20 protein-coding genes are annotated in these 20958 nt (G+C 63.7%); 13 read left to right on the top strand and 7 right to left on the bottom strand.

Annotation, left to right across the window (positions count from 1 at the left end):
* Position 1: 1 nt before the first annotated feature.
* Positions 2-463, top strand: coding sequence for a very short patch repair endonuclease (locus AC6H0W_RS10680; RefSeq protein ID WP_497577139.1), 462 nt, complete (start codon positions 2-4; stop codon positions 461-463).
* Here AC6H0W_RS10680 and AC6H0W_RS10675 read toward each other — a convergent pair.
* On the bottom strand, positions 426-1997 hold the full coding sequence (locus tag AC6H0W_RS10675; protein WP_497577138.1) for a DNA cytosine methyltransferase: 1572 nt from the start codon (positions 1995-1997) through the stop codon (positions 426-428). The genes AC6H0W_RS10680 and AC6H0W_RS10675 overlap by 38 nt on opposite strands.
* Positions 1998-2561: 564 nt before the next feature.
* Positions 2562-3350, bottom strand: coding sequence for an inositol monophosphatase family protein (locus AC6H0W_RS10670; protein ID WP_497577137.1), 789 nt, complete (start codon positions 3348-3350; stop codon positions 2562-2564).
* A 137-nt stretch (positions 3351-3487) separates the two neighbouring features.
* On the opposite strand from AC6H0W_RS10670, the gene AC6H0W_RS10665 reads away from it, so the two are divergent.
* The 11 genes from AC6H0W_RS10665 (at position 3488) to iscX (ending at position 11752) form a co-directional block, all read left to right on the top strand.
* Positions 3488-4216 (top strand): RNA methyltransferase, encoded by a 729-nt coding sequence (locus tag AC6H0W_RS10665; RefSeq protein WP_497577136.1) that lies wholly within the window; start codon positions 3488-3490, stop codon positions 4214-4216.
* 54 nt (positions 4217-4270) lie between these two features.
* A complete protein-coding gene (cysE, locus tag AC6H0W_RS10660) occupies positions 4271-5080 on the top strand; it encodes a serine O-acetyltransferase (RefSeq protein WP_497577347.1) in 810 nt (269 codons plus the stop codon).
* Between the two features lie 98 nt (positions 5081-5178).
* Positions 5179-5664 (top strand): Fe-S cluster assembly transcription factor, encoded by a 486-nt coding sequence (locus tag AC6H0W_RS10655; RefSeq protein ID WP_497577135.1) that lies wholly within the window; start codon positions 5179-5181, stop codon positions 5662-5664.
* 8 nt (positions 5665-5672) lie between these two features.
* The gene (locus AC6H0W_RS10650) at positions 5673-6821 is read left to right on the top strand and encodes a cysteine desulfurase family protein (protein ID WP_497577134.1); all 1149 of its coding nucleotides are present in this window, start codon (positions 5673-5675) and stop codon (positions 6819-6821) included.
* Positions 6822-6853: 32 nt separating this feature from the next.
* Positions 6854-8065, top strand: coding sequence for an IscS subfamily cysteine desulfurase (locus AC6H0W_RS10645; protein WP_497577133.1), 1212 nt, complete (start codon positions 6854-6856; stop codon positions 8063-8065).
* Between the two features lie 28 nt (positions 8066-8093).
* A complete protein-coding gene (iscU, locus tag AC6H0W_RS10640) occupies positions 8094-8477 on the top strand; it encodes a Fe-S cluster assembly scaffold IscU (RefSeq protein ID WP_497577132.1) in 384 nt (127 codons plus the stop codon).
* A gap of 17 nt (positions 8478-8494) precedes the next feature.
* On the top strand, positions 8495-8818 hold the full coding sequence (gene iscA / locus AC6H0W_RS10635) for an iron-sulfur cluster assembly protein IscA (RefSeq protein ID WP_497577131.1): 324 nt from the start codon (positions 8495-8497) through the stop codon (positions 8816-8818).
* Between the two features lie 3 nt (positions 8819-8821).
* Entirely contained in the window at positions 8822-9355 is a 534-nt protein-coding gene (gene hscB / locus AC6H0W_RS10630; protein WP_497577130.1) for a Fe-S protein assembly co-chaperone HscB, read from the top strand.
* Entirely contained in the window at positions 9355-11223 is a 1869-nt protein-coding gene (hscA, locus tag AC6H0W_RS10625; RefSeq protein WP_497577129.1) for a Fe-S protein assembly chaperone HscA, read from the top strand. The genes hscB and hscA overlap by 1 nt, the downstream gene beginning before the upstream one ends.
* Positions 11220-11558: an ISC system 2Fe-2S type ferredoxin gene (fdx, locus tag AC6H0W_RS10620; protein ID WP_497577128.1), complete on the top strand. Its 339-nt coding sequence runs from the start codon at positions 11220-11222 to the stop codon at positions 11556-11558. Before hscA ends, fdx begins: the two co-directional genes overlap by 4 nt.
* Positions 11558-11752, top strand: a complete 195-nt coding sequence (iscX, locus tag AC6H0W_RS10615) for a Fe-S cluster assembly protein IscX (RefSeq protein ID WP_497577127.1) — start codon at positions 11558-11560, stop codon at positions 11750-11752. Before fdx ends, iscX begins: the two co-directional genes overlap by 1 nt.
* A 52-nt stretch (positions 11753-11804) precedes the next feature.
* Here iscX and prmB read toward each other — a convergent pair whose 3' ends face one another.
* From prmB to dapC, 5 genes are all read right to left on the bottom strand, one after another.
* Positions 11805-12761: a 50S ribosomal protein L3 N(5)-glutamine methyltransferase gene (gene prmB / locus AC6H0W_RS10610; protein ID WP_497577126.1), complete on the bottom strand. Its 957-nt coding sequence runs from the start codon at positions 12759-12761 to the stop codon at positions 11805-11807.
* A 1-nt stretch (position 12762) separates the two neighbouring features.
* A complete protein-coding gene (gene dapE, locus AC6H0W_RS10605) occupies positions 12763-13911 on the bottom strand; it encodes a succinyl-diaminopimelate desuccinylase (protein ID WP_497577125.1) in 1149 nt (382 codons plus the stop codon).
* 53 nt (positions 13912-13964) lie between these two features.
* On the bottom strand, positions 13965-15125 hold the full coding sequence (locus AC6H0W_RS10600; RefSeq protein ID WP_497577124.1) for a PilT/PilU family type 4a pilus ATPase: 1161 nt from the start codon (positions 15123-15125) through the stop codon (positions 13965-13967).
* Between the two features lie 68 nt (positions 15126-15193).
* Complete coding sequence (gene dapD / locus AC6H0W_RS10595) at positions 15194-16018, bottom strand: 2,3,4,5-tetrahydropyridine-2,6-dicarboxylate N-succinyltransferase (RefSeq protein ID WP_497577123.1); 825 nt, start codon at positions 16016-16018, stop codon at positions 15194-15196.
* Between the two features lie 20 nt (positions 16019-16038).
* Positions 16039-17244, bottom strand: coding sequence for a succinyldiaminopimelate transaminase (gene dapC / locus AC6H0W_RS10590; protein ID WP_497577122.1), 1206 nt, complete (start codon positions 17242-17244; stop codon positions 16039-16041).
* A 104-nt stretch (positions 17245-17348) separates the two neighbouring features.
* On the opposite strand from dapC, the gene smc reads away from it, so the two are divergent.
* Positions 17349-20876 carry a chromosome segregation protein SMC gene (gene smc / locus AC6H0W_RS10585; protein WP_497577121.1) on the top strand — a complete coding sequence of 1176 codons (3528 nt, stop codon included), beginning with the start codon at positions 17349-17351 and terminating at the stop codon, positions 20874-20876.
* The last annotated feature ends 82 nt before the right edge of the window (positions 20877-20958 follow it).

Genomic DNA, 20958 nt, shown 5'->3' with positions numbered 1-20958 from the left:
GATGGTCGACGTCGTCGACCCGGCGACGAGAAGCCGGATGATGTCCGGCATCGGAGGAAGAAACACGAAGCCGGAAATCATCGTCCGAAAGGCCTTGTTCGCCGCTGGTTTCCGGTTTCGTCTGCACCGCAAGGATCTGCCGGTACGTCCCGACGTCGTGCTGCCCGGGCGTAGAGTCGCAGTGTTCGTGCACGGCTGCTTCTGGCACGCTCATCGGGGCTGTCGCTACGCGAAGACCCCCGCCTCGCGCAGGGAGTTCTGGGAGGCCAAGCTCGCGGCTAACGTCGAGCGGGATGCGCGAGCGACGGAGGGTCTGCTCTCCGCAGGGTGGCGGGTTCTGGTGGTCTGGGAGTGCGCGACGCGGTCGGTCGAAGCGAGGGAGGCTCTGCCCGAGCTACTTCGTCGCTGGATCGACGGCTCGGAGGTCAGTGGGGAGTTCTGCTCCGATTCCAGGCGTCCATGAACTTCAACACCACGCCGGCGATCTTGCGAGCGAGGCGAGGCGGAACCGCGTTCCCTACCTGCGTGTATTGCTCCGTACGGTTGCCTGCGAAGAAGTAGTTGTCCTGGAATGTCTGAAGACGGGCGGCCTCGCGCACGGTCAGGCTTCGGCACTGAGACGGATCGGGATGGATGAAGTAGTGCCCGTCCTTGGCGATGTGCGCGACCACGGTGGACGACCAAGAACCCTCCAATTGAACCCGGAAGCGGTCGGCGAACGGCACCTTCTCGGACAACACGTTGTCGTGCTTCGGTAGCAGAGGGGTAGGGAAGTCGGCGATCTTGGGCGAAATGCCTTTCGCTCGTCCGTAGGCGGCGGCGAAGAGGTAGCGGTGAAGGTCGGAGCGCATGTGCGAGCGCGTCTCGTGCTGAATTACGCCGCCCAGACGCCCGTCGATATACCACTCCGCGAGCCTGTCGCGCATCTCATGCTGGGAGGTGTCGAAGGACAGGAAGGGGCCCCCGACGGATACGTGCCTACGCGCGGCCTCGACGGCTCGATTGATCTCCACGAGGACAGGTTCCAAAGTCTCCGAGCGATAGAACCGAAGCTCCTCGACCGTCTGGCTGATAGCCGAGAGCCACCTGTCGTGGCCGTCAGGTTCCTTCGACAGCCTGCTCCTGAGAGACGGAAGACCGGAGAGAGCCTCGCCGACGGACACCTTCATGTTCTCGCTGCCCAGAACGAATTCCTCCGGCTTCGAGGACAGCTCGGGAACCGAGCGCGCGACGTCCGCGCGAATCCCGAACAGGATGACCCGGTGTCGGCCCTGCGGAACGCCGTAACGCTCCGCCTCGATGACGAAGTCGTGCGGGTCTATCTCCCCGGCGAAGCCCGGTTTAACGAGAGATCGAATCTGATATTCGAGGCCGTCCCCCGGCTTGGAGAGGTCGGCCACGATTTGGTCGAAGATGGGGGAGCCGCCGTGCTGCGACGAGAGCATTCCCTTCACGTTCTCCATCACAAAGACGGCTGGCTTGTGCCTGCGGATGATCCGAAGGTATTCCCGGTATAAGAAGTGCTTCTCGTCGCTCTCGAACTTCTCCAGCGACTCGCGCGCGCGTCGCGAGCGGCCGGCGAGCGAGTAGGCTTGGCACGGAGGACCGCCTATCAGAACCCAGTCGTCGGCACCGTCTAGAGCGGCCTGAATGCGACGGTCGAGATCCTCCGGGTCGTCCTTCCCGAGTTCGAAGTTGCGCGACTCCTCCAGCGCCTCTCGTCCAGCCTCGGCGGCGTCGGGATGGGCGAAAAGGGTCTCGCGAGTGATGTTCCCACGAATATGATCGTAGTAGCAGTCCGGAGCCTTACCTTTTGGAAACTTCCGGTAAAGCGAACGTAGCGACAGTGTTCTATGAGCCGTCGCGTCCTTCTCCGCCGAGACTTTCAGAGAGAAGTAGGGGATGCGGTCAACATCCAAGATCGACGAGAAGCCTTCTCCGAGGCCGCCGGGGCCCGCGAAGAGGTCGATTACCGGAATAGGTCTGCGCTCGGACATACGTTGTTGTTTTTGTATTTCCGTCGTACGAAAGAAAACAGCGCGACTCTCGCGCCATGAAATGCGAACGGAATCGCCGATGGCCCAGTGTTACGCGCGCGGATGCTAACTCCTAGAAAAGGGGAGCGATGCCCGGAGCGCTTAGAGAGCAATTCTCCACAAGATAACCTTTTCGCATACAACTGTAAATATTAACAGCACTTTCGCACGTTACTATCATTTTCTCGAACCCATGCTTCTTACGGAAACCAAACCTGAGTGTCTGCTGCGCGCTCTTATGGTGGGGAACGTTTCAGCAGGATTTCGACCCAGTGTTCGAGTGTCAAATGCGACTTTTCTCAAAGCTACGGACAAGCCCGGAAGCAGCGATTTCCGCAATTTGCAGTCACGTGCTGTCGTTAAGGCTTCCCATTGGCTTTGCTAATCAAGGTTTTCACAATCACATGAACAATAAAATTCAATAAATCACAATGTGACGATGGAGCATCAAGGGCGTGTGGCCGGCGATGGAGGCTTCGTCGAAAGCGGGTACGGCGGTGGTTTGGGTCAAGGCGGATGGAGCACTTATTTGGTGCCCATGTGCGTTTGCACGATCGGCAGCAGTTGGGCAAAGACCTTGGGCGTGCCGGCCACCATGCGGCCGGTGTCAAGGTAGGCGCTGTCACCGGCGAAGTCCGACACCAAACCGCCGGCCTCGAGAATCAGCAGCGCACCGGCAGCCATGTCCCACGGGCTCAGGCCGGCTTCCCAGAAGCCGTCAAGGCGGCCGCAGGCCACGTAGGCTAGATCCAGCGCAGCGGCGCCCGGGCGGCGGATGCCCGAGGTCTTCTGAGTCAGCTCGCGGAAGGCGCCGATGTAGGCCTCGATGTTGTCATTCTGGCGATACGGAAAGCCAGTTCCGATCAGCGAATCCATCAGCTTGATGCGGCGCGAGACGCGGATGCGACGATCGTTCAGGAAAGCGCCGCCGCCTTTGGAGGCGGTGAACATCTCGTTGCGCACCGGATCATAGACCACGGCTTGCTCGAGCATGTTGTTGCGCGCCAGCGCGATCGAGATGGCGTACTGCGGAAAACCGTGGATGAAGTTGGTCGTGCCGTCGAGCGGGTCGATGATCCAGCAGTACTCGCTGTCGCCAGAGCGGCCCGACTCCTCTGCTAGAATCGCGTGCTCCGGATAGGCGTCGCGCAGCACTTCGATGATCGCAAGTTCGGCCGCGCGATCCACCTCGGTGACGAAATCATTGGGCGATTTCGATTGCACGGTGATCAGATCAAGTTGAGTCGAGGCGCGGTTGATCACGCTCGCGGCGCGGCGGGCTGCCTTGACGGCGATGTTCAGGGTCGGATGCATGGAACGGGTTCTCGGTTGCTGCGGTTTCGCCATCGGAAACCACAGAAATGATGATCTTGAATAGCCGCGCATTCTAACCGCAAACCCCCTCCTTACGGGCCCGAAAACGGCACCGTGAGACCTGAATCAGGCATTCGATGCACGACACTTCCGTTCTTGACCGCATCCGTGTGGTCCTCACGCGCACCAGCCACCCCGGCAACATCGGTGCTACGGCCCGCGCCATGAAGACCATGGGGCTCTCGAAGCTCGTGCTGGTGGCACCGGATTCCTTTCCCGACCCGGTCGCCGATGCGCGTGCCTCCGGTGCGCTCGACGTGCTGAATGCCGCTGTGGTGGTGCCGACGCTTGCCGATGCGCTGCAAGGCACCGTGTTCTCGGCAGCGCTGACTGCACGCCGACGCGAGTTGTCGCTGGCACTGCAGATGCCGCGCCAGGCGGCGCCGGAACTGGTGCGCTACGCACAGGGCGGCGAGGTGGCGCTGGTCTTCGGCACCGAATCGAGCGGCCTCACCAACGACGAAGTAGCGCTGTGCGGCATGCCGGTGACGATTCCCGCTAATCCGGCGTATTCGTCGCTGAACCTCGCGGCCGCCGTGCAATTGCTGTGCTACGAAGTGCGCATGGCCGCGCTGGACGAATCAGCCCCGCATGCGCCGCCCGAAGACGCTGCGCGTTTTGAAGACGTAGAGGGCTTCTACGGTCACCTCGAAGACGCCATGCGCGATTCGGGCTTTTATGACCCGGCCACCTCGCGCCGCCTGCTGCCGCGCCTGCGCCGTCTGTTTGGCCGCATCCGCCTCGAGCGCGACGAGATCAACATCCTGCGCGGCATCGTGGCTGCATTGCATCGCAAACCTGATTAAAATACTCGGCTATTGAAATCAGCGCGCTCGGCCGCAGCTATGGCGGCATGAGCGATTTACCGGGAGACACCGTCCATGTTCAGCCGTTTGCGTGAAGACCTCGCCAGCGTCCGCGAGCGCGACCCCGCCGCGCGTTCGACCTGGGAGGTGCTGACGTGTTACCCCGGCGTGCATGCCCTGGCGATGCACCGTGTTGCGCACTGGGCGTGGACGCGCGAGTTGTATTGGCTGGGCCGCTTCGTCAGCCATCTGGGGCGTTTCTTCACCGGCATCGAGATTCACCCGGGTGCCGTCATCGGCCGCCGCGTCTTCATCGACCACGGCATGGGCGTGGTGATCGGGGAGACCGCCGTGGTGGGGGACGATTGCACCATCTATCAGGCCGTGACGCTTGGCGGCACCTCGCTGTATCGCGGTGAGAAGCGCCATCCGACGCTCGGCAACGGCGTTGTCGTTGGCGCGGGCGCGAAGGTGCTGGGCGGCTTTGAAGTGGGCGATGGCGCCAAGATCGGCTCGAATGCGGTGGTGATCCGCCCGGTGCCGGCCGGTGCCACCGCCGTGGGCAACCCGGCGCGCATCCTCGACAGCGAACGCAAGGAAGAGCGCGACGAGCGCGATGTCGAGCGCGATGTCGAGCGCGAGAAGAAGGCCGAGCAGATCGGTTTCTCGGCCTACGGCGTTACGCGCGGCATGGACGACCCGCTGGCCAAGGCGCTGCACGCCTTGCTCGACCACACCGTGGAGACCGACAAGCGCTTTCACCTGCTGGTCGAGCGCTTGCAGAAGGCGGGTATCCAGATCGATGAAACGATTGAAAAAGACGATGATTTCGATGCGCAGCGTCTATCGAAAATGGTGGATTGAAGCGGGCGCAAGAAGTTGACCGTTTTTGTCGGGAAACGTATAGTTGACCGAAATATTCAGGTATTTCCCCGACCGGATTTCCAGCACGAGGACCCACCATGAGACTGACCACAAAAGGCCGCTTCGCAGTGACTGCGATGATCGATCTTGCATCGCGTGAAGGCGAAGGGCCCGTCACCCTGGCGGGCATTGCCGAGCGGCAGAAAATTTCGCTGTCTTACCTTGAGCAGCTCTTTGGCAAGCTGCGTCGTTACAAGCTGGTTTCCAGCGTGCGCGGCCCGGGCGGCGGCTATCGTCTGGCACGCGACGTGGGCACCATCACGGTGGCCGACATCATCGTTGCGGTGGATGAGCCGCTTGATGCCACGCAGTGCGGCGGCAAGCAGAACTGTCATGAAGAGCGCGGTCCGTGCATGACGCACGACCTGTGGACCAACCTCAACAAGCGCATGTACGAGTACCTCGATTCGGTCACGCTTGCTGCGTTGGTGAATCACGAGGTCAAGGCCGACCCCGAAGTGAACGTCATCAAGGACGTGCGCCGTCGCGCGACAATTTCGCTGCGCGAGGCCGCGGCCGTCTGAGCCACGCCATGTTTGCCCCGACCTACCTCGACTGGAACGCCACAACGCCGCTCGACCCCGCGGTGCGCGAAGCCATGCTGCCTTGGATCGGCACGCGCTTCGGCAACGCCTCGAGCCGGCACGAGTACGGTCGCCAGGCGCGTGCCGCCATCGACGAGGCCCGCGCGCAAGTCGCTGCGGCCGTCGGTGCGCATGCCACCGAGGTGGTGTTCACCAGTGGCGGCTCCGAGGCCAACAACCTGTTCATCAAGGGCGCCGCGGCATGCCGCAAGCCGGGCTTGATCGCAATCAGCGGCATCGAGCATCCGTGTGTGCGTGAGCCGGCTAAACAGTTGCTGCGCGCTGGCTGGACGATGCGTGAAATCGCCGTGGATGCCGCCGGCCGAATCGACGCTGCAGATTGGGCCGACGTGCTGGCCGCGCGCCCGGCGCTGGTGTCGGTGATGCTCGCCAACAACGAAACCGGCGTGCTGCAGGACATTGCGCATCTGGCCGCAGAGGCGGGCAGGGTGGGCGCCTGGTTCCACACCGATGCGGTGCAGGGACTGGGCAAGATCGACGTGAATTTCCGCCGCCTGGGCGTGCATGGCATGACCGTGTCGGCGCACAAGATCGGTGGCCCGCTGGGCACCGGCGCACTGATTCTCGACAAACGGGTCGAACTCGCGCCGCTGATTGCCGGCGGTGGCCACGAGCGCGGCTTGCGCTCGGGCACCGAGAACATTGCCGCCATCGTGGGGTTCGGCGTGGCCAGCGAGCTGGCCTTGCAACGCAGGGAAAGCGAAGCGCGCCGTCTGGCGGCGCTGCGCGATCAACTCGAAGTGGCGCTGGCCGGCTTGGGTGCGCGCATTTTTTCGCGCGATGCCGAGCGCCTGCCGAACACCAGCTTCTTTGCCATCGAAGGTATCGACGGCGAAACCCTGGTGGCCAAGCTGGACCGCGCGGGCTTTGCCTGCGCCAGTGGCTCGGCCTGCTCGAGTGCCAATCCCGAGCCGTCGCACACGCTGACGGCCATGGGCGTGGAGGCTGACATCGCCCGCAACGCAGTGCGTCTGAGCCTTGGCCGCAGCACCGGCGCGGATGATATCGAACGCTTCACCGTCGGGTTCGCCCGGCAAGTACATGAATTGAAAAACCTGACCGCGATGGCGGTTTGAACACGACAACACCGGTTTTACGGAGAAACGCGATGCTGAAGTTCCCGATCTATCTCGACTACTCGGCCACCACGCCGGTTGATCCGCGCGTTGCGGCGAAGATGATCCCGTGGTTGACCGAGCAGTTCGGCAACCCGGCGAGCCGTTCGCACGCCTACGGCTGGGAAGCAGAGAAAGCCGTTGAAGACGCGCGTGGCGAAGTCGCTGCGCTGGTCGGTGCCGACCCGCGTGAAATCGTGTGGACCTCCGGCGCCACCGAGTCGAACAACCTCGCCATCAAGGGTGCGGCGCAGTTCTACAAGGGCAAGGGCAAGCACATCATCACGCTCAAGACCGAGCACAAGGCCGTGCTGGACACCGTGCGCGAACTCGAGCGCCAGGGCTTTGAAGCCACCTACCTCGACGTGCAGGAAAACGGCCTGGTCGATCTCGAGGTGCTCAAGGCGGCCATCCGCCCGGACACCATCGTGATCTCGGTGATGATGGTGAACAACGAAATCGGCGTGGTGCAACCCATCGCCGAAATCGGTGAGCTCTGTCGCGAGAAGGGCATCGTCTTCCACGTCGATGCCGCGCAGGCTACCGGCAAGGTCGCCATCGACCTGAACACGCTGAAGGTCGACCTGATGTCGTTCTCGGCACACAAGACCTACGGCCCGAAAGGCATCGGCGCGCTGTACGTGCGTCGCAAGCCGCGCGTGCGCCTGGAAGCCCAGATGCACGGCGGTGGTCATGAGCGCGGCCTGCGGTCGGGCACGCTGGCCACGCACCAGATCGTCGGCATGGGCGAAGCCTTCCGCATCGCTCGCGAAGAAATGGACAGCGAAGCCGAGCGCATCCGCTCGTTGCGTGACCGCCTGATGAACGGCTTCAGCGACATGGAGGCCGTGTATGTGAACGGCGACATCGACCACCGCGTGCCGCACAACCTCAACATCTCCTTCGCGTATGTCGAAGGCGAATCCCTGATCATGGCGATCAAGGACGTGGCCGTTTCGTCCGGCTCGGCCTGCACCTCGGCCAGCCTGGAGCCGTCCTACGTGCTGCGCGCACTGGGCCGCAACGACGAACTCGCCCACAGCTCGATCCGCTTCACGATCGGCCGTTTCACCACCGTCGAGGAAATCGATTTCACCATCGATCTGCTGCGCAAGCGCATCGGCAAACTGCGCGAACTCTCCCCGCTGTGGGAGATGGTGCAGGAAGGCATCGACCTCGATACCGTACAATGGGCGGCTCACTGAGCTGGCCGGCAACTGAAGGAGATCTACCATGGCATACAGCGAAAAGCTTCTGGACCACTACGAGAACCCGCGTAACGTCGGTTCGTTCGGCAAGGACGATGACGGCGTAGGTACCGGCATGGTCGGCGCGCCCGCCTGTGGCGACGTGATGAAATTGCAGATCAAGGTCGGCGCGGACGGCATCATCGAAGACGCCAAGTTCAAGACTTACGGCTGTGGTTCGGCCATCGCCTCGAGCTCGCTCGTGACCGAGTGGGTCAAGGGCAAGACGGTCGATCAGGCACTCGAGATCAAGAACACCGCCATCGCCGAAGAACTGGCGCTGCCGCCGGTCAAGATTCACTGCTCGATTCTTGCCGAAGACGCCATCAAGGCGGCTGTGGCCGACTACAAGAAGAAGAAAGAATCCTGAACGCGGAGGCCAGCATCATGGGTGTAACCCTTAGCGAAAAAGCCGCCAAGCACGTCGGCAACTACCTCGCGAAGCGCGGCAAGGGCCTGGGCATCCGCCTCGGTGTGCGCACGAGCGGCTGCTCGGGGATGGCCTACAAGCTGGAGTTCGTCGACGAGCAGCAACCCGAGGATCTCGTGTTCGAGAGCCACGGCGTGAATGTCATCGTCGATCCCAAGAGCCTTCCGTATCTTGAGGGCACCGAGCTGGATTTCGTGCGTGAAGGGCTCAACGAAGGCTTCAAGTTCAACAACCCCAACGTCAAAGACGCGTGTGGTTGTGGCGAGAGCTTCAACGTCTGAGCAATGAGCGCCGACCTGCAGCAGGATTTCTTCGCGCTGTTCGGGCTGCCACGCCGTTTCCGCATTGAGGAAGCGGCGCTGGAAGCGGCCTATCACGAGCTTCACACGCGTGTTCACCCCGACCGCCATGCCCATTTGCCCGATGCCGACCGGCGTCGGGCAATGCAATGGGCCACGCGCGTCAACGAGGCCTTCCGCACGCTGAAGGCGCCACTGCCGCGTGCGCGCTACCTGATCGAGCTGGCCGGCATCGACGTCGGCGCCGAAACCAACACCGCCATGTCGCCGGCCTTCCTGATGGAACAGATGGAGTGGCGCGAAGCGGTCGAAGAAGCGGAAAGCGCTGCCGACGCGGGCGAGCTGGAGCACCTGCACCAACGCTTGCGCAATCAGACGCGCGAACTGCTTGGCGAGCTCGAAGGCTGCATCGACGAGCAGCAGGCCTGGAGCGACGCGGCCGAAATCGCGCGCCGCCTGATGTTCCTCGAGAAGCTCCGACACGAAATTGACGACGCCCTCGAGGCGCTGGACAACTAATGGCTTTACTTCAGATTGCCGAGCCCGGCTTTGCGGCCGAGCCGCACAAGCATCGTCTTGCGGCGGGCATCGACCTCGGCACCACCAATTCGCTGGTCGCGAGCGTGCGCAGCGGCTCCACCGACTGCCTGCCCGACGAACAGGGCAGGGTGATCCTGCCGTCCGTCGTGCGTTACCACGCCGATGGCCGCGTGGAAGTCGGTCAGGAAGCGGCGCTCAGCGCAGCCGAAGACCCGCGCAACACCATCATTTCAGTCAAGCGATTCATGGGCCGCGGGCGCGCTGATGTGACGCATGCCGGCGCCATGCCCTATGACTTCGTCGACAGCGAAGGCATGGTGCGCATCCGCACGGCACAGGGCGTCAAAAGCCCCGTCGAAGTTTCCGCCGAGATTCTGCGATCGCTGGCGCGCCGTGCGGAAGAAAGCCTGGGCGGCGAGCTGACCGGCGTGGTCATCACCGTGCCGGCCTACTTCGACGACGCACAACGCCAGGCTACCAAAGACGCCGCCCAACTCGCTGGCCTCAACGTGCTGCGCCTGCTCAATGAGCCCACGGCCGCCGCCGTAGCCTATGGCCTCGACAACGCCTCGGAAGGCACCTACGCAGTGTACGACCTGGGTGGTGGCACCTTCGACATCTCCATCCTCAAGCTCTCGCGCGGCATCTTCGAAGTGCTGGCGACCAACGGTGACAGTGCGCTGGGTGGCGACGACTTCGATCATGCGCTGTACGCCTGGGTGTGCGAGCAGGCCGGTATTCAGCTCACCGACGAGCACGACGTACGCCGCTTGCTCGACGCCGCACGCAGTGCCAAGGAAGCGCTGACGGATGCTGCGCAGGCCAACGTGCGCGCAACGCTGAGCAATGGCGAGTCGATCGACATCAGCGTCACGCGCGAGGATTTCGAGCGCGTCACGGCAGCACTGGTCAAACGCACGCTTGCGCCGGTGCGCAAGGCGCTGCGCGATGCCGATTTGCTGCCGGAAGATATCAAGGGTGTCGTTATGGTCGGCGGCGCCACGCGCATGCCGCAGATCCAGCGTGCCGTGGCCGATTACTTCGCGCGCGAGCCGCTCAACAACCTCGATCCTGACCGTGTGGTGGCCATGGGCGCGGCCATCCAGGCCAACGTATTGGCCGGCAACCGTCACGAAGACGACGACTGGCTGCTGCTCGACGTGATTCCGCTGTCGCTCGGTATCGAAACCATGGGCGATTTGGTGGAGCGCATCGTGCCGCGCAACGCCACCTTGCCGATCGCCCGCGCACAGGAATTCACCACCTTCAAGGACGGCCAGACCGCCATGGCCATTCACGTGGTGCAGGGCGAACGCGAGTTGGTGGCCGACTGCCGTTCGCTGGCACGTTTCGAACTGCGCGGCATTCCGCCGATGACGGCCGGCGCGGCGCGCATTCGCGTGAGCTTCCAGGTCGACGCCGACGGCTTGTTGGCCGTGTCGGCACAGGAGTTGTCCTCCGGCGTCGAAGCCAGCGTGGCCGTGAAGCCTTCGTACGGGCTGTCCGACGACGAGGTTGCCGACATGCTGCGTGCCGGCATGGAGCACGCCGGCGACGACATGAACGCCCGTGCGCTGCGCGAGCAGATCGTCGAAGCCGACCGCGTCATTGAGGCCGTGCAACACGCCTTGTGGGTGGACGGCAAGCTGTTGTCCGACGACGAACGAGCCGAAATCGAAGCGGCTGTCGACGCCTTGCAAACGCTGCGCGACGGCACCGATCACCGCGCCATCAAGGCCGGCATTGAAACGCTGGGGCGCGTGACGGACGAATTCGCCGCGCGCCGCATGGACCAAAGCATCCGGTCGGCGCTGGCCGGCCGCAACGTAAACGAGATCACCCTATGACCCAGATCATCGTCCTGCCGCATGCCGAACTGTGCCCGGACGGCACCGTCATCGAAGCCGCGCCCGGCACCACCATCTGCGACAGCCTGCTGGCCAACGACATCGACATCGAGCACGCCTGCGAGAAGTCCTGCGCGTGCACCACCTGTCATGTGGTCGTGCGCGAAGGCTTCAATTCGCTCAACGAAGCCACAGAACTCGAAGAAGACCTGCTCGACAAGGCCTGGGGCCTGGAGCCGCAATCGCGGTTGTCGTGCCAGGCGCAGGTGGGCGACACGCCGCTGGTGGTCGAGATTCCGCGCTACACCATCAACATGGCCCGGGAGCATCACTGATGAAATGGACCGACGTGCAGGAAATCGCCATCCAGTTGGCTGACCGTCACCCTGACGTTGATCCGTTGAAGATCAACTTCGTCGATCTGATGAGCTGGGTCGTGGCCTTGCCGGAGTTCGATGACGATCCCAAGCGCTGCGGCGAGCGCATTCTCGAAGGCATCCAGCAAGCTTGGATCGACGAGATGGACTGAGCCGGCTGCGCTTGGTCGAAAAAAAGAAACGGCGCCCTGAGGCGCCGTTTTCTTATTCGGGCAGGTCTTGCGCCTGCACCAGAAAGACCATGTCGTCGCCACCGGAGGTGGGCAACCACACCATCGGTAGATCGGGGAAGGCGGCTTCCACCAGATCACGGTTGTGCCCGACCTCAATGGCCAGCACCCCTTCGTCGGTGAGGTGCTCGCGTGCCCCGGCAATGATGCGGCGCACGACATCGAGACCGTCTTCACCGGCGGCCAGCGCCATGCGCGGCTCGTGCAGGTACTCGGCGGGCAGGGCGTCCATCGACTCCTGCGTGACGTAGGGCGGGTTTGACACGATGAGGTCGAAACGACGCCCGGCGAGGCCGGAAAACACATCGCTCTTGACCAGCTCGACCTGATCGCCCATGCCGTAGTCCTCGACGTTGCGACGCGCAACCGCGAGGGCATCGTCCGACAGGTCAGCCCCGACCACGTAGGCATTGGGGAAGACGTGACCCATCACGATGGCGAGGCAGCCCGAGCCAGTGCACAGATCCAGCGTGCTATGCACTTCGCCGTGCTCGGGCAGCCACGGCGAAAGGCCGTCGCCGAGCAATTCAGCGAAAAACGAGCGCGGCACGATAACGCGCGAATCGACGTAAAAGCGGAAGTCGCCCAGCCAGGCTTCATTGACCAAGTAGGCGGTCGGAATGCGCTCGTTCGCGCGACGCTCGATGGCCTCGAAGAGCTGCTCACGCTCTTCAGCGGTGATGCAGGCGTCGAGGAACGGTTCAAGGCGGTCGAGCGGCAAAGCCAGAGTGTGCAGCAGCAGCCAAACGGCTTCGTCGTAGGCGTCGGTGCAGCCGTGGCCGAAATGCAGGCCGCCACGGTTGAAGCGCGTGACGGCGTAGCGCAACCAGTCGCGCAGCGTCACCAGCTCGGCCAGCGGGCCGTGTTCGTGAACATGCTCATGATCATGCTCGGGATGGTCGCAATTTTCTTCGCAGTCGTGATTGTGCATCTCAGGGCTTCGCAAGCAGGTTCTTCAGGGTGCGGGCGTAAATGGCCGACAGCGGTTCGATGGAGTCGACCGGCACGCACTCGTTGAGTTGATGGATGGTGGCGTTGATCGGGCCGAATTCCACGACTTCGCGGCAGATGTCGGCGATGAAGCGGCCGTCCGAGGTTCCACCAGTGGTCGACAGTTCGGTTTCAAGGCCCACCACGTCGCGGATCGCGCCGGACAGTGCTGCGACCAGATCGCCGCGGCCGGTGAGGTAGGGCTTGCCCGACAGGTGCCAGTCGATGGCGTATTCGACGCCGTGGCGGTCGAGTATCTCGATCACGCGCGTCTTGAGCTCGTCCGCCGTAGTCACGGATGCAAAGCGGAAGTTGAAGAGCACTTCGCATTCGCCCGGAATCACGTTGTTGGCGCCGGTCCCGGCGTGGACGTTCGACACCTGGAAGGTGGTCGGCGGGAAGAACTCGTTGCCGTCGTCCCAATGCGTGGCGGCGAGTTCGGCAAGTGCCGGCGCAAAGCTGTGAATGGGGTTCACGGCCAGATGCGGGTAGGCCACATGACCCTGCTTGCCCTTGACGCGCATCGTGCCCGACAGCGAGCCGCGCCGGCCGTTCTTGATCATGTCACCCAGCGTCTTGACCGAAGTGGGCTCGCCGACGATGCAGTAATCGAGCGTCTCGCCGCGCGCCCCCAAGGCTTCGACGACCTTGACGGTGCCGTGCGTGGCGATGCCTTCTTCATCCGAAGTAAGCAGTAGCGCGATCGAACCCGTGTGGTCGGGGTGCTCAGCCACAAATGCCTCGATGGCGGTTACGAAGGCCGCCAAGGAGGTCTTCATGTCGGCTGCGCCACGGCCGTACAGCTTGCCGTCGCGAATTTCGGGTTGGAAGGGGTTGGAGTGCCACTTTTCCAGTGGGCCGGTGGGCACCACATCAGTGTGGCCGGCAAAGCACAGCACGGGCGACGCGGTGCCGCGTCTCGCCCACAGGTTGCTGACGCCACCCACGTCGATGCGCTCAAGGCGGAAGCCCAGCGGTGCCAAACGGTCGGCGATCACGGGCAGGCAGCCGGCGTCTTCCGGCGTTACGGAATTGCGTGCAATCAGGTCGCAGGCAAGATCGAGAGTAGGGGAGGCTGCAGATGCGGACATAGAACTCTGTTGGTTGAAAGCTCGCCCGGCAAACCTATGCTGGGCGAGGTGCCTCAATTCGAAGGCTGATCGTCGGTATTCAGCTGGAAGCCGCTGAAGGCATTGTCAGGTGCAGGTGCCGCACTGCTGCGCGCCGGATTGTGGGGGCTTTCGCGGTTCTGGGCGTTGTTGATGATCCAGTGCAGGTTGCTCGGCGAATCGGCGTTGGCCAGCGCTTCGTCGAGGCTGATGACCTTGTCGCGAACCATGCGGTACAGATCCTGTTCGAAAGTCTGCGATCCGGCCGACAGGCTTTGCTCCATCGCTTCCTTGATATCGCTGATGTTGCCGGCTTCGATCAGTTCGGCGATGTGGCGGGTGTTCATCAGCACCTCCACCGTCGGCACGCGCTGCCCGTCGGGCTTGCGCACCAGCCGCTGCGACACGATGCATCTCAAGGCCACGGCAAGGTCGAGATACAGCAGCGAGCGGTTTTCCAGCGGGAAGAAGTTAACGATGCGGTTGAGCGCGTGATAAGCGTTGTTGGCGTGCAGTGTTGCCAGACACAGGTGCCCGGTTTGCGAATAGGCCAAGGCGGCCTGCATGGTTTCGCGGTCGCGGATTTCGCCGATCAGGATGCAATCGGGCGCTTGCCGCATGGCGTTGCGCAGGGCGTCGTTCCAGGAATGCGTGTCGATGCCCACCTCACGCTGGTTCACCACCGATTTCTTGTGGGTGAACAGGTATTCGATGGGGTCTTCGACGGTGAGGATGTGCCCGGCCTGGCTGCGGTTGCGGTGATCGATCATCGACGCCAGCGTGGTCGACTTGCCTGAGCCGGTAGAGCCGACCACCAGGATCAGCCCGCGCTTTTCCAGCACCATCTCGCCCAGCACCGCGGGCAGGCCGAGCGTGTCGATGCCCGGGATGTCGCCCTGGATGAAGCGCACCACCACAGCCATGCTGTTGCGCTGCCAGAACACGTTGATACGGAAGTTGCCGATGTTGCGCGCGCCGCGCGACACGTTGAGCTCGCGATCCTTGTCGAAGTTCGCAAGCTGTTCCGGGGTGACCAGCTCTTCGACCATCTTGCGGATCATGGTGGGGTCCATGATCTGCTGGTTGATCGGCATGGTGTGGCCCTGAACCTTGATGTGGATCGGGGCACCCGCACTGATGAAAATGTCCGAGGCGCGTTTCTCGGACATCAACTGGAACAGCTTGTCGAAAATCATCGCTGGCACACTCCTGCAGGGGCAGGGGGCAGCCCCTGCGGGTTCATGCAATGCGGGCTACAGGGCGCTCAGGCGCCGCGCAGCAGTTCGTTGATGGCGGTTTTCGAACGCGTCTGGGCATCGACCTTCTTCACGATCACGGCGCAGTACAGGCTGTATTTTCCATCAGCCGACGGCAGGTTGCCCGGTACCACCACCGAGCCGGCCGGCACGCGGCCGTAATGCACCTCGCCGGTCTCGCGATCATAGATGCGGGTGCTCATGCCGATGTACACACCCATCGAGATCACCGAGTTTTCTTCCACCACCACGCCTTCGACGATTTCCGAGCGCGCGCCGATGAAGCAGTTGTCTTCGATGATCACCGGGCCGGCCTGGATCGGCTCGAGCACGCCGCCGATGCCAACGCCACCCGACAGGTGCACATTCTTGCCGATCTGGGCGCAGGACCCGACGGTGGCCCAAGTATCGACCATCGTGCCTTCATCCACGTAGGCGCCGATGTTCACGTACGAGGGCATCATCACCACGTTCTTGCCAATGAACGAGCCACGGCGTGCCACAGCGGGCGGCACCACGCGGAAGCCGCCTTCGCGGAACTGTTCCGGCGTGTAGTCGGCGAACTTGGTCGGCACCTTGTCGAAGTACTGGGTGGCAGCACCCGGCATGACTTCGTTGTCGGCCAGACGGAAGGAGATCAGCACGGCCTTCTTGACCCACTGGTTCACCACCCATTCGCCGTCTTTCTTTTCGGCAACGCGCAGCGTGCCGGCGTCGAGCCCGGCCAGCACTTCATTCACCGCATTGCGGATTTCGGCCGGGGCGGAGGAGGGGGAGAGGCTGGCGCGCGCTTCGAACGCGTCATCGATGATCTTCTGCAGTGCTGAGGACATGGGGAGTTCCGTTTCTTGTTTTACAGGGAGCGGCACAGAGCGGCGATACGCTCGGCGCCTTCGATGCATTCGGCGGTTTCGGCCACCAGCGCGATGCGGATGAAACCCGCGCCAGGGTTGATGCCGCCGGATTCGCGGGCGAGGAAGCTGCCCGGCAGGACCGTGACATTATATTCGGCGACCAGCCGGCGAGCGAACTCGGTGTCGGTGATCGGTGCGCACTTGCGTACATCGGCCCACAGGTAGAAGCCCGCATCGGGCACGCTGACGCCCAGATGCGGCGCCAGAATCGGCGTGACTGTGGCGAACTTCTCGCGGTACAGGCGGCGGTTCTCTTCCACGTGGGCTTCGTCGTTCCAGGCGGCCACGGAGGCGGCTTGCACGGCAGGGCTCATGGCGCAGCCGTGATAGGTGCGGTAGGCGTGAAAGGCGCGTACCAGCGCCGCATCGCCCGCCACGAAACCGGAGCGCAGCCCCGGCACGTTGGAGCGCTTCGACAGGCTGGAGAACATCACGATGTTGCGGAAGTCGCTGCGGCCAAGCTCGGCGGCGGCCTGCAGGGCGCCCACCGGGCGGGCCGCGTCATCGAAATAGATCTCGGAATAGCACTCGTCCGAAGCGATCACGAAGCCGAAGCGGTCGGACAGTTCGAACAGTTCGGCCCATTCGGCCACACTCATCACACGCCCGGTGGGGTTGCCGGGTGAGCACACATATACCAACTGCACATCGCGCCACACCGACTCGGCCACGCTGGCGAAATCCGATGCAAAGGCGTTTTCGGCGCAGTTGTTGATGAACAGCGCTTCGGCGCCGGCGAGCAGCGCTGCGCCTTCGTAGATCTGATAGAACGGGTTGGGTGCCAGCACCTTGGCGCCTGGTCGGCTGCCATCGATCACGCACTGCGCGAAGGCGAACAAGGCCTCGCGCGTGCCGGTGACGGGCAATACCTGAGTCTGCGCGTTGATGCCGTCCAGCCCGTAACGACGCCCCATCCACGCTGCAATTGCGTTGCGCAGCGCGTCGCTGCCTTGGGTGGTGGGGTAGGTGGCGAGGCCGTCGAGGTTGTCGGCCAAAGCCTGGCGGATGAAGTCCGGCGTGGCATGGCGCGGCTCGCCGATGGACAGGCGAATGGGCGCGAGGCCAGCCGGTGGCGTGGCGCCGTCGAGCAATTCACGCAGTTTTTCGAAGGGGTACGGATGGAGGCGGGCTAGATTCGGATTCACGCTGGATGGCAAAGGCATTTTGAGCAGGCGCCGCGCGCGGCGCGACGGGCGTTGAATGGTATCATGGCGCGCTACCCCGGACCCCGCTCCAACAGCCGAAAAACGTGCGCCTCGCCAAGCTCAAACTCGCCGGATTCAAGACCTTCGTTGATCCGACGACGGTGACCGCGCCCGGCAACCTGGTCGGCATCGTCGGGCCCAACGGCTGCGGCAAATCCAACATCATCGACGCCGTGCGCTGGGTTCTAGGCGAAATGCGTGCCAGTGCGCTGCGTGGCGAGTCGATGCACGACGTCATCTTCAACGGCTCGACCACCCGCAAGCCGGTGCAGCGTGCCAGCGTCGAACTGGTGTTCGACAACTCCGAAGGGCGTGCCGCCGGGCACTGGTCGCGTTATGCCGAGATCGCCGTCAAGCGCGTGCTCGACCGCAGCGGTGAATCCAGCTACCACATCAACAACACGCAGGTGCGCCGCAAGGACGTCATCGATCTGTTCCTCGGTACTGGTTTGGGCCCGCGCGCCTACGCCATCATCGAACAGGGCATGATCTCGCGCATCATCGAAGCCCGCCCTGAAGACATCCGCGGCTTTCTCGAAGAGGCCGCCGGCGTCACCAAATACCGCGAACGCCGCAAGGAAACCGAAGGCCGCCTGTCCGACGCGCGTGACAACCTCGCGCGCCTGGAAGACATCCGCGGCGAACTGGGCGAGCGCATCGAACACCTGCGCGAGCAGGCGCGAATCGCTGGGCTCTACCGTGATCTGCACAGCGCACACGAACAGCGCCAACAGTTGCTGTGGCTGCTCAAGCTCACTCAGGCGCGCAACGAGCAGCGGCGCATGGAAGAGGAGCTTGCTGCCACTTCAGGCCGTCTGGAAAGCGACAGCGCACGTCTGACCGAGCTCGAAGCCGCCGTAGAGGCCGCGCGCGCGCGGCATCAGGAGTGCTCCGAAGCCACGCAGGAAGGGCAGGCTGCGTTGTTCGCGGCCTCGGCCGAGGCGAGTCGCCTCGAAAGCGAGCTGCGTCACCTCAATGACACGCGCAAGCGTCTGGAGCAGCGACTCACCGAGTTGGCTGTTTCGCTGGCCGACTGGCAGTCGCGCGAGCGCACGGCTGCGCAAGACGACGTGCGCTGGCGCGAGCTGCTGGAGAACGCCGAGGTGCGCGCCGAACACGCCGCCGCGCGTCATGCCGAGATCGCCGATCGCCTGCCGGAGGCCGAAGCGGCCCGTTCAGCAGCTGATGCCGCGGTATCCGAAGCGCGCCGCGAGCTGGCCCAGACCGAACAGAAACTGCGCGTGGAAGAGACCAATCGCGCCAACGCGCGACGCGCGCTCGATAATCTGGCGCAGCGTCGTGGCCGCCTCGACGAGGAGTCGGGGCGCATCGAAGGGCCGGATGAGACCACCATCGCGCGCAATCAGGCCATTGTGGAAGAGTTCGAGCAGCGTCTGGCCGACACCCAACACGCCTTGGCCGAGCATCAGGCCCGCTGGCCCGATGCCCAGGCGGCCTTGAAGCAGGCCATGGAGCATGAACAAGGCTCGCGCCGCGCCCTGACCGAGCAACGCGCACGCCGTGAAGCGCTGGCTCAACTGCAAGCACGCGTGCAAACCAGCGGCAAGCTGGGCGACTGGCTGCAGAAACATGGCCTGAGTTCGCTGGAGCCCTTGTGGCGCCATGTGACGGTTGAAAGTGGTTGGGAGCGCGCCTCCGAAGCGGTGTTGCGCGAGCGCCTCGCGGCGCTGACGGACACCCAGGCCGAACACGCAGAGACGGTGCTTGGCGACATTCCGCCGGGCACGCTCGCCTTGAGCTTCGGCGATGCTCCGGGCGTCAGTGTCGTCCCGGCGCTGGAACCCGGCATGCTTCCACTGGCTGATATCGTGCGCAGCGCCGATCAGCGTATCTCTGCTTTGCTGGGGAATTGGCTAAGTGGAGTGTTTGCGGTGGATTCGCTGCAGGCGTGGCTGCCTCGACGCAGCAGCCTGCCGGCCGGCTGCACCTTGGTCGACCGCGAGGGGCGTTGCCTGACTCGAAGCACGCTGATCAGCCACGTGCCGGATGACCGCACCCACGGCGTGCTGGAGCGCCAACGCGAGATCGATACCCTCGACGCGCAGCTCGAAACCCTGCAGCAGGCCGCCGACGGCGCACGCGAAGCGGTCAGCCAGCGTGAGGAGCGCGCCAGCGAACTGCAGGAGTCTCTCAACGCCGCTCGGCGCGATGTGCAGACGCTGCAGCAGCAACTGCATGCAGCGCAGGTTGAACTTCTCAAGCTGGTGCAGGCCGGCGAGCGTGCCGAAGAGCGTCGTACGCAGATCACCCGGGATATCGCCGATCTGGCGCACCTTGAAGAGGCCGAGCGCGAGCACGTGATGCGTGCCGATGCCGAGCATGCGCGCTGCGCCGAGCTTGCCGAAATTCAGCATGAGCGCTTGCAACTGGCCGTCGAGATGCTGCGCGAGCACGAGCACAGCCTGCGCGAGATCCGCGCGCTCGAGCAAACCGCCGCGCGTGACGAGCAGGAGGCGCGTTTTTCGCAGCGCGAATGCGCCGCCAAACTGGAAGAGGCGGCACGTGCCGCTGCGCTTGCAGTCGAACAGATCGCGCGCATCACGGCTGAAACAGCCTCGCACGAGGAAACCCTCGAGGCCACCGACGTATCGCGCTGTGATGCCGCCTTGCAGGCCGCGCTGGAGCTTCGCAGCAGCCGCGAAGCCGCTTTGGCCGCCTGCCGCGACGCGCAGGAAGACGCCACCGCCCGTTTGCGTGAGATCGAGGAGCAACGCCTGCGCTGCGAACACGCCGCGGCGCCGCTGCGAGAGCGCATCGGGGAATTGCGCCTGGCCGTGCAGGCCGCCTTGCTGGCAGCTCAGCAGTTCGACGAACGCTTGAGCGAGGCGCGCGCCGACATCGACACACTGCGCCCGCATCTGACGGAAGATCTGCGCGAGGGCACGCTGACGCGCGAGGTGTCACGCCTTGCACGCGAAATCGAAGAGCTCGGTCCGGTCAACCTGGCTGCGCTCGACGAAGTCACGGCGGCCGAAGAGCGGCGTGGCTACCTTGACGCGCAGAACGACGATCTCACCGAGGCCATCGGCACGCTCGAAGACGCCATCCGCCGCATCGACCGCGAAACGCGCGAACAACTGCGCCAGACCTACGAAACCGTCAATCGCCACTTCAGCGAGTTGTTCCCGCAGTTGTTCGGCGGTGGCCAGGCTGCGCTGGTGATGACTGGCGAAGAGATTCTGGATGCCGGCATCCAGATCGTGGCCCAGCCGCCGGGCAAGAAAAACAGCTCGATACATCTGCTGTCGGGCGGGGAAAAGGCGCTGACCGCGATCGCGCTGGTATTCTCGATGTTTCAGCTCAACCCGGCGCCGTTTTGCATGCTTGACGAAGTCGATGCGCCACTGGACGATGCGAACACCGAGCGTTACTGCAACATGGTGCGGCGCATGTCTGCGCAGACGCAGTTCGTGTTCATCAGTCACAGCAAGCTGACGATGGAGATCGCCGAGCAGCTGGTTGGCGTAACCATGCAGGAACAGGGCGTTTCGCGGGTGGTCGAGGTGGATATGGAAGCTGCGCTGCGCCTGGCCGAAACGGCCGCCGCATGACGAGCAATGATTCGGGGCGCAGCCGCCTGCGCCGGTAACAGCAACACGCCCTCCGGGTGAAATGACCCGCTCGATATTCGGG

It is taken from the genome of Pseudazoarcus sp. NS20, assembly GCF_059703745.1.
Note: the sequence above shows the minus strand (reverse complement) of the source record. Positions and strands in the feature narration are given on the sequence as shown.

Excerpts from the sequence above, each read along its gene's own strand:
- AC6H0W_RS10680 (WP_497577139.1), top strand. The coding sequence starts at position 2 with ATGGTCGACGTCGTCGACCCGGCGACGAGAAGCCGGATGATGTCCGGC.
- AC6H0W_RS10675 (WP_497577138.1), bottom strand. The coding sequence starts at position 1,997 with ATGTCCGAGCGCAGACCTATTCCGGTAATCGACCTCTTCGCGGGCCCC.
- AC6H0W_RS10670 (WP_497577137.1), bottom strand. The coding sequence starts at position 3,350 with ATGCATCCGACCCTGAACATCGCCGTCAAGGCAGCCCGCCGCGCCGCG.
- AC6H0W_RS10665 (WP_497577136.1), top strand. The coding sequence starts at position 3,488 with ATGCACGACACTTCCGTTCTTGACCGCATCCGTGTGGTCCTCACGCGC.
- AC6H0W_RS10655 (WP_497577135.1), top strand. The coding sequence starts at position 5,179 with ATGAGACTGACCACAAAAGGCCGCTTCGCAGTGACTGCGATGATCGAT.
- AC6H0W_RS10650 (WP_497577134.1), top strand. The coding sequence starts at position 5,673 with ATGTTTGCCCCGACCTACCTCGACTGGAACGCCACAACGCCGCTCGAC.
- AC6H0W_RS10645 (WP_497577133.1), top strand. The coding sequence starts at position 6,854 with ATGCTGAAGTTCCCGATCTATCTCGACTACTCGGCCACCACGCCGGTT.
- iscU (WP_497577132.1), top strand. The coding sequence starts at position 8,094 with ATGGCATACAGCGAAAAGCTTCTGGACCACTACGAGAACCCGCGTAAC.
- iscA (WP_497577131.1), top strand. The coding sequence starts at position 8,495 with ATGGGTGTAACCCTTAGCGAAAAAGCCGCCAAGCACGTCGGCAACTAC.
- hscB (WP_497577130.1), top strand. The coding sequence starts at position 8,822 with ATGAGCGCCGACCTGCAGCAGGATTTCTTCGCGCTGTTCGGGCTGCCA.
- hscA (WP_497577129.1), top strand. The coding sequence starts at position 9,355 with ATGGCTTTACTTCAGATTGCCGAGCCCGGCTTTGCGGCCGAGCCGCAC.
- fdx (WP_497577128.1), top strand. The coding sequence starts at position 11,220 with ATGACCCAGATCATCGTCCTGCCGCATGCCGAACTGTGCCCGGACGGC.
- iscX (WP_497577127.1), top strand. The coding sequence starts at position 11,558 with ATGAAATGGACCGACGTGCAGGAAATCGCCATCCAGTTGGCTGACCGT.
- prmB (WP_497577126.1), bottom strand. The coding sequence starts at position 12,761 with ATGCACAATCACGACTGCGAAGAAAATTGCGACCATCCCGAGCATGAT.
- dapE (WP_497577125.1), bottom strand. The coding sequence starts at position 13,911 with ATGTCCGCATCTGCAGCCTCCCCTACTCTCGATCTTGCCTGCGACCTG.
- AC6H0W_RS10600 (WP_497577124.1), bottom strand. The coding sequence starts at position 15,125 with ATGATTTTCGACAAGCTGTTCCAGTTGATGTCCGAGAAACGCGCCTCG.
- dapD (WP_497577123.1), bottom strand. The coding sequence starts at position 16,018 with ATGTCCTCAGCACTGCAGAAGATCATCGATGACGCGTTCGAAGCGCGC.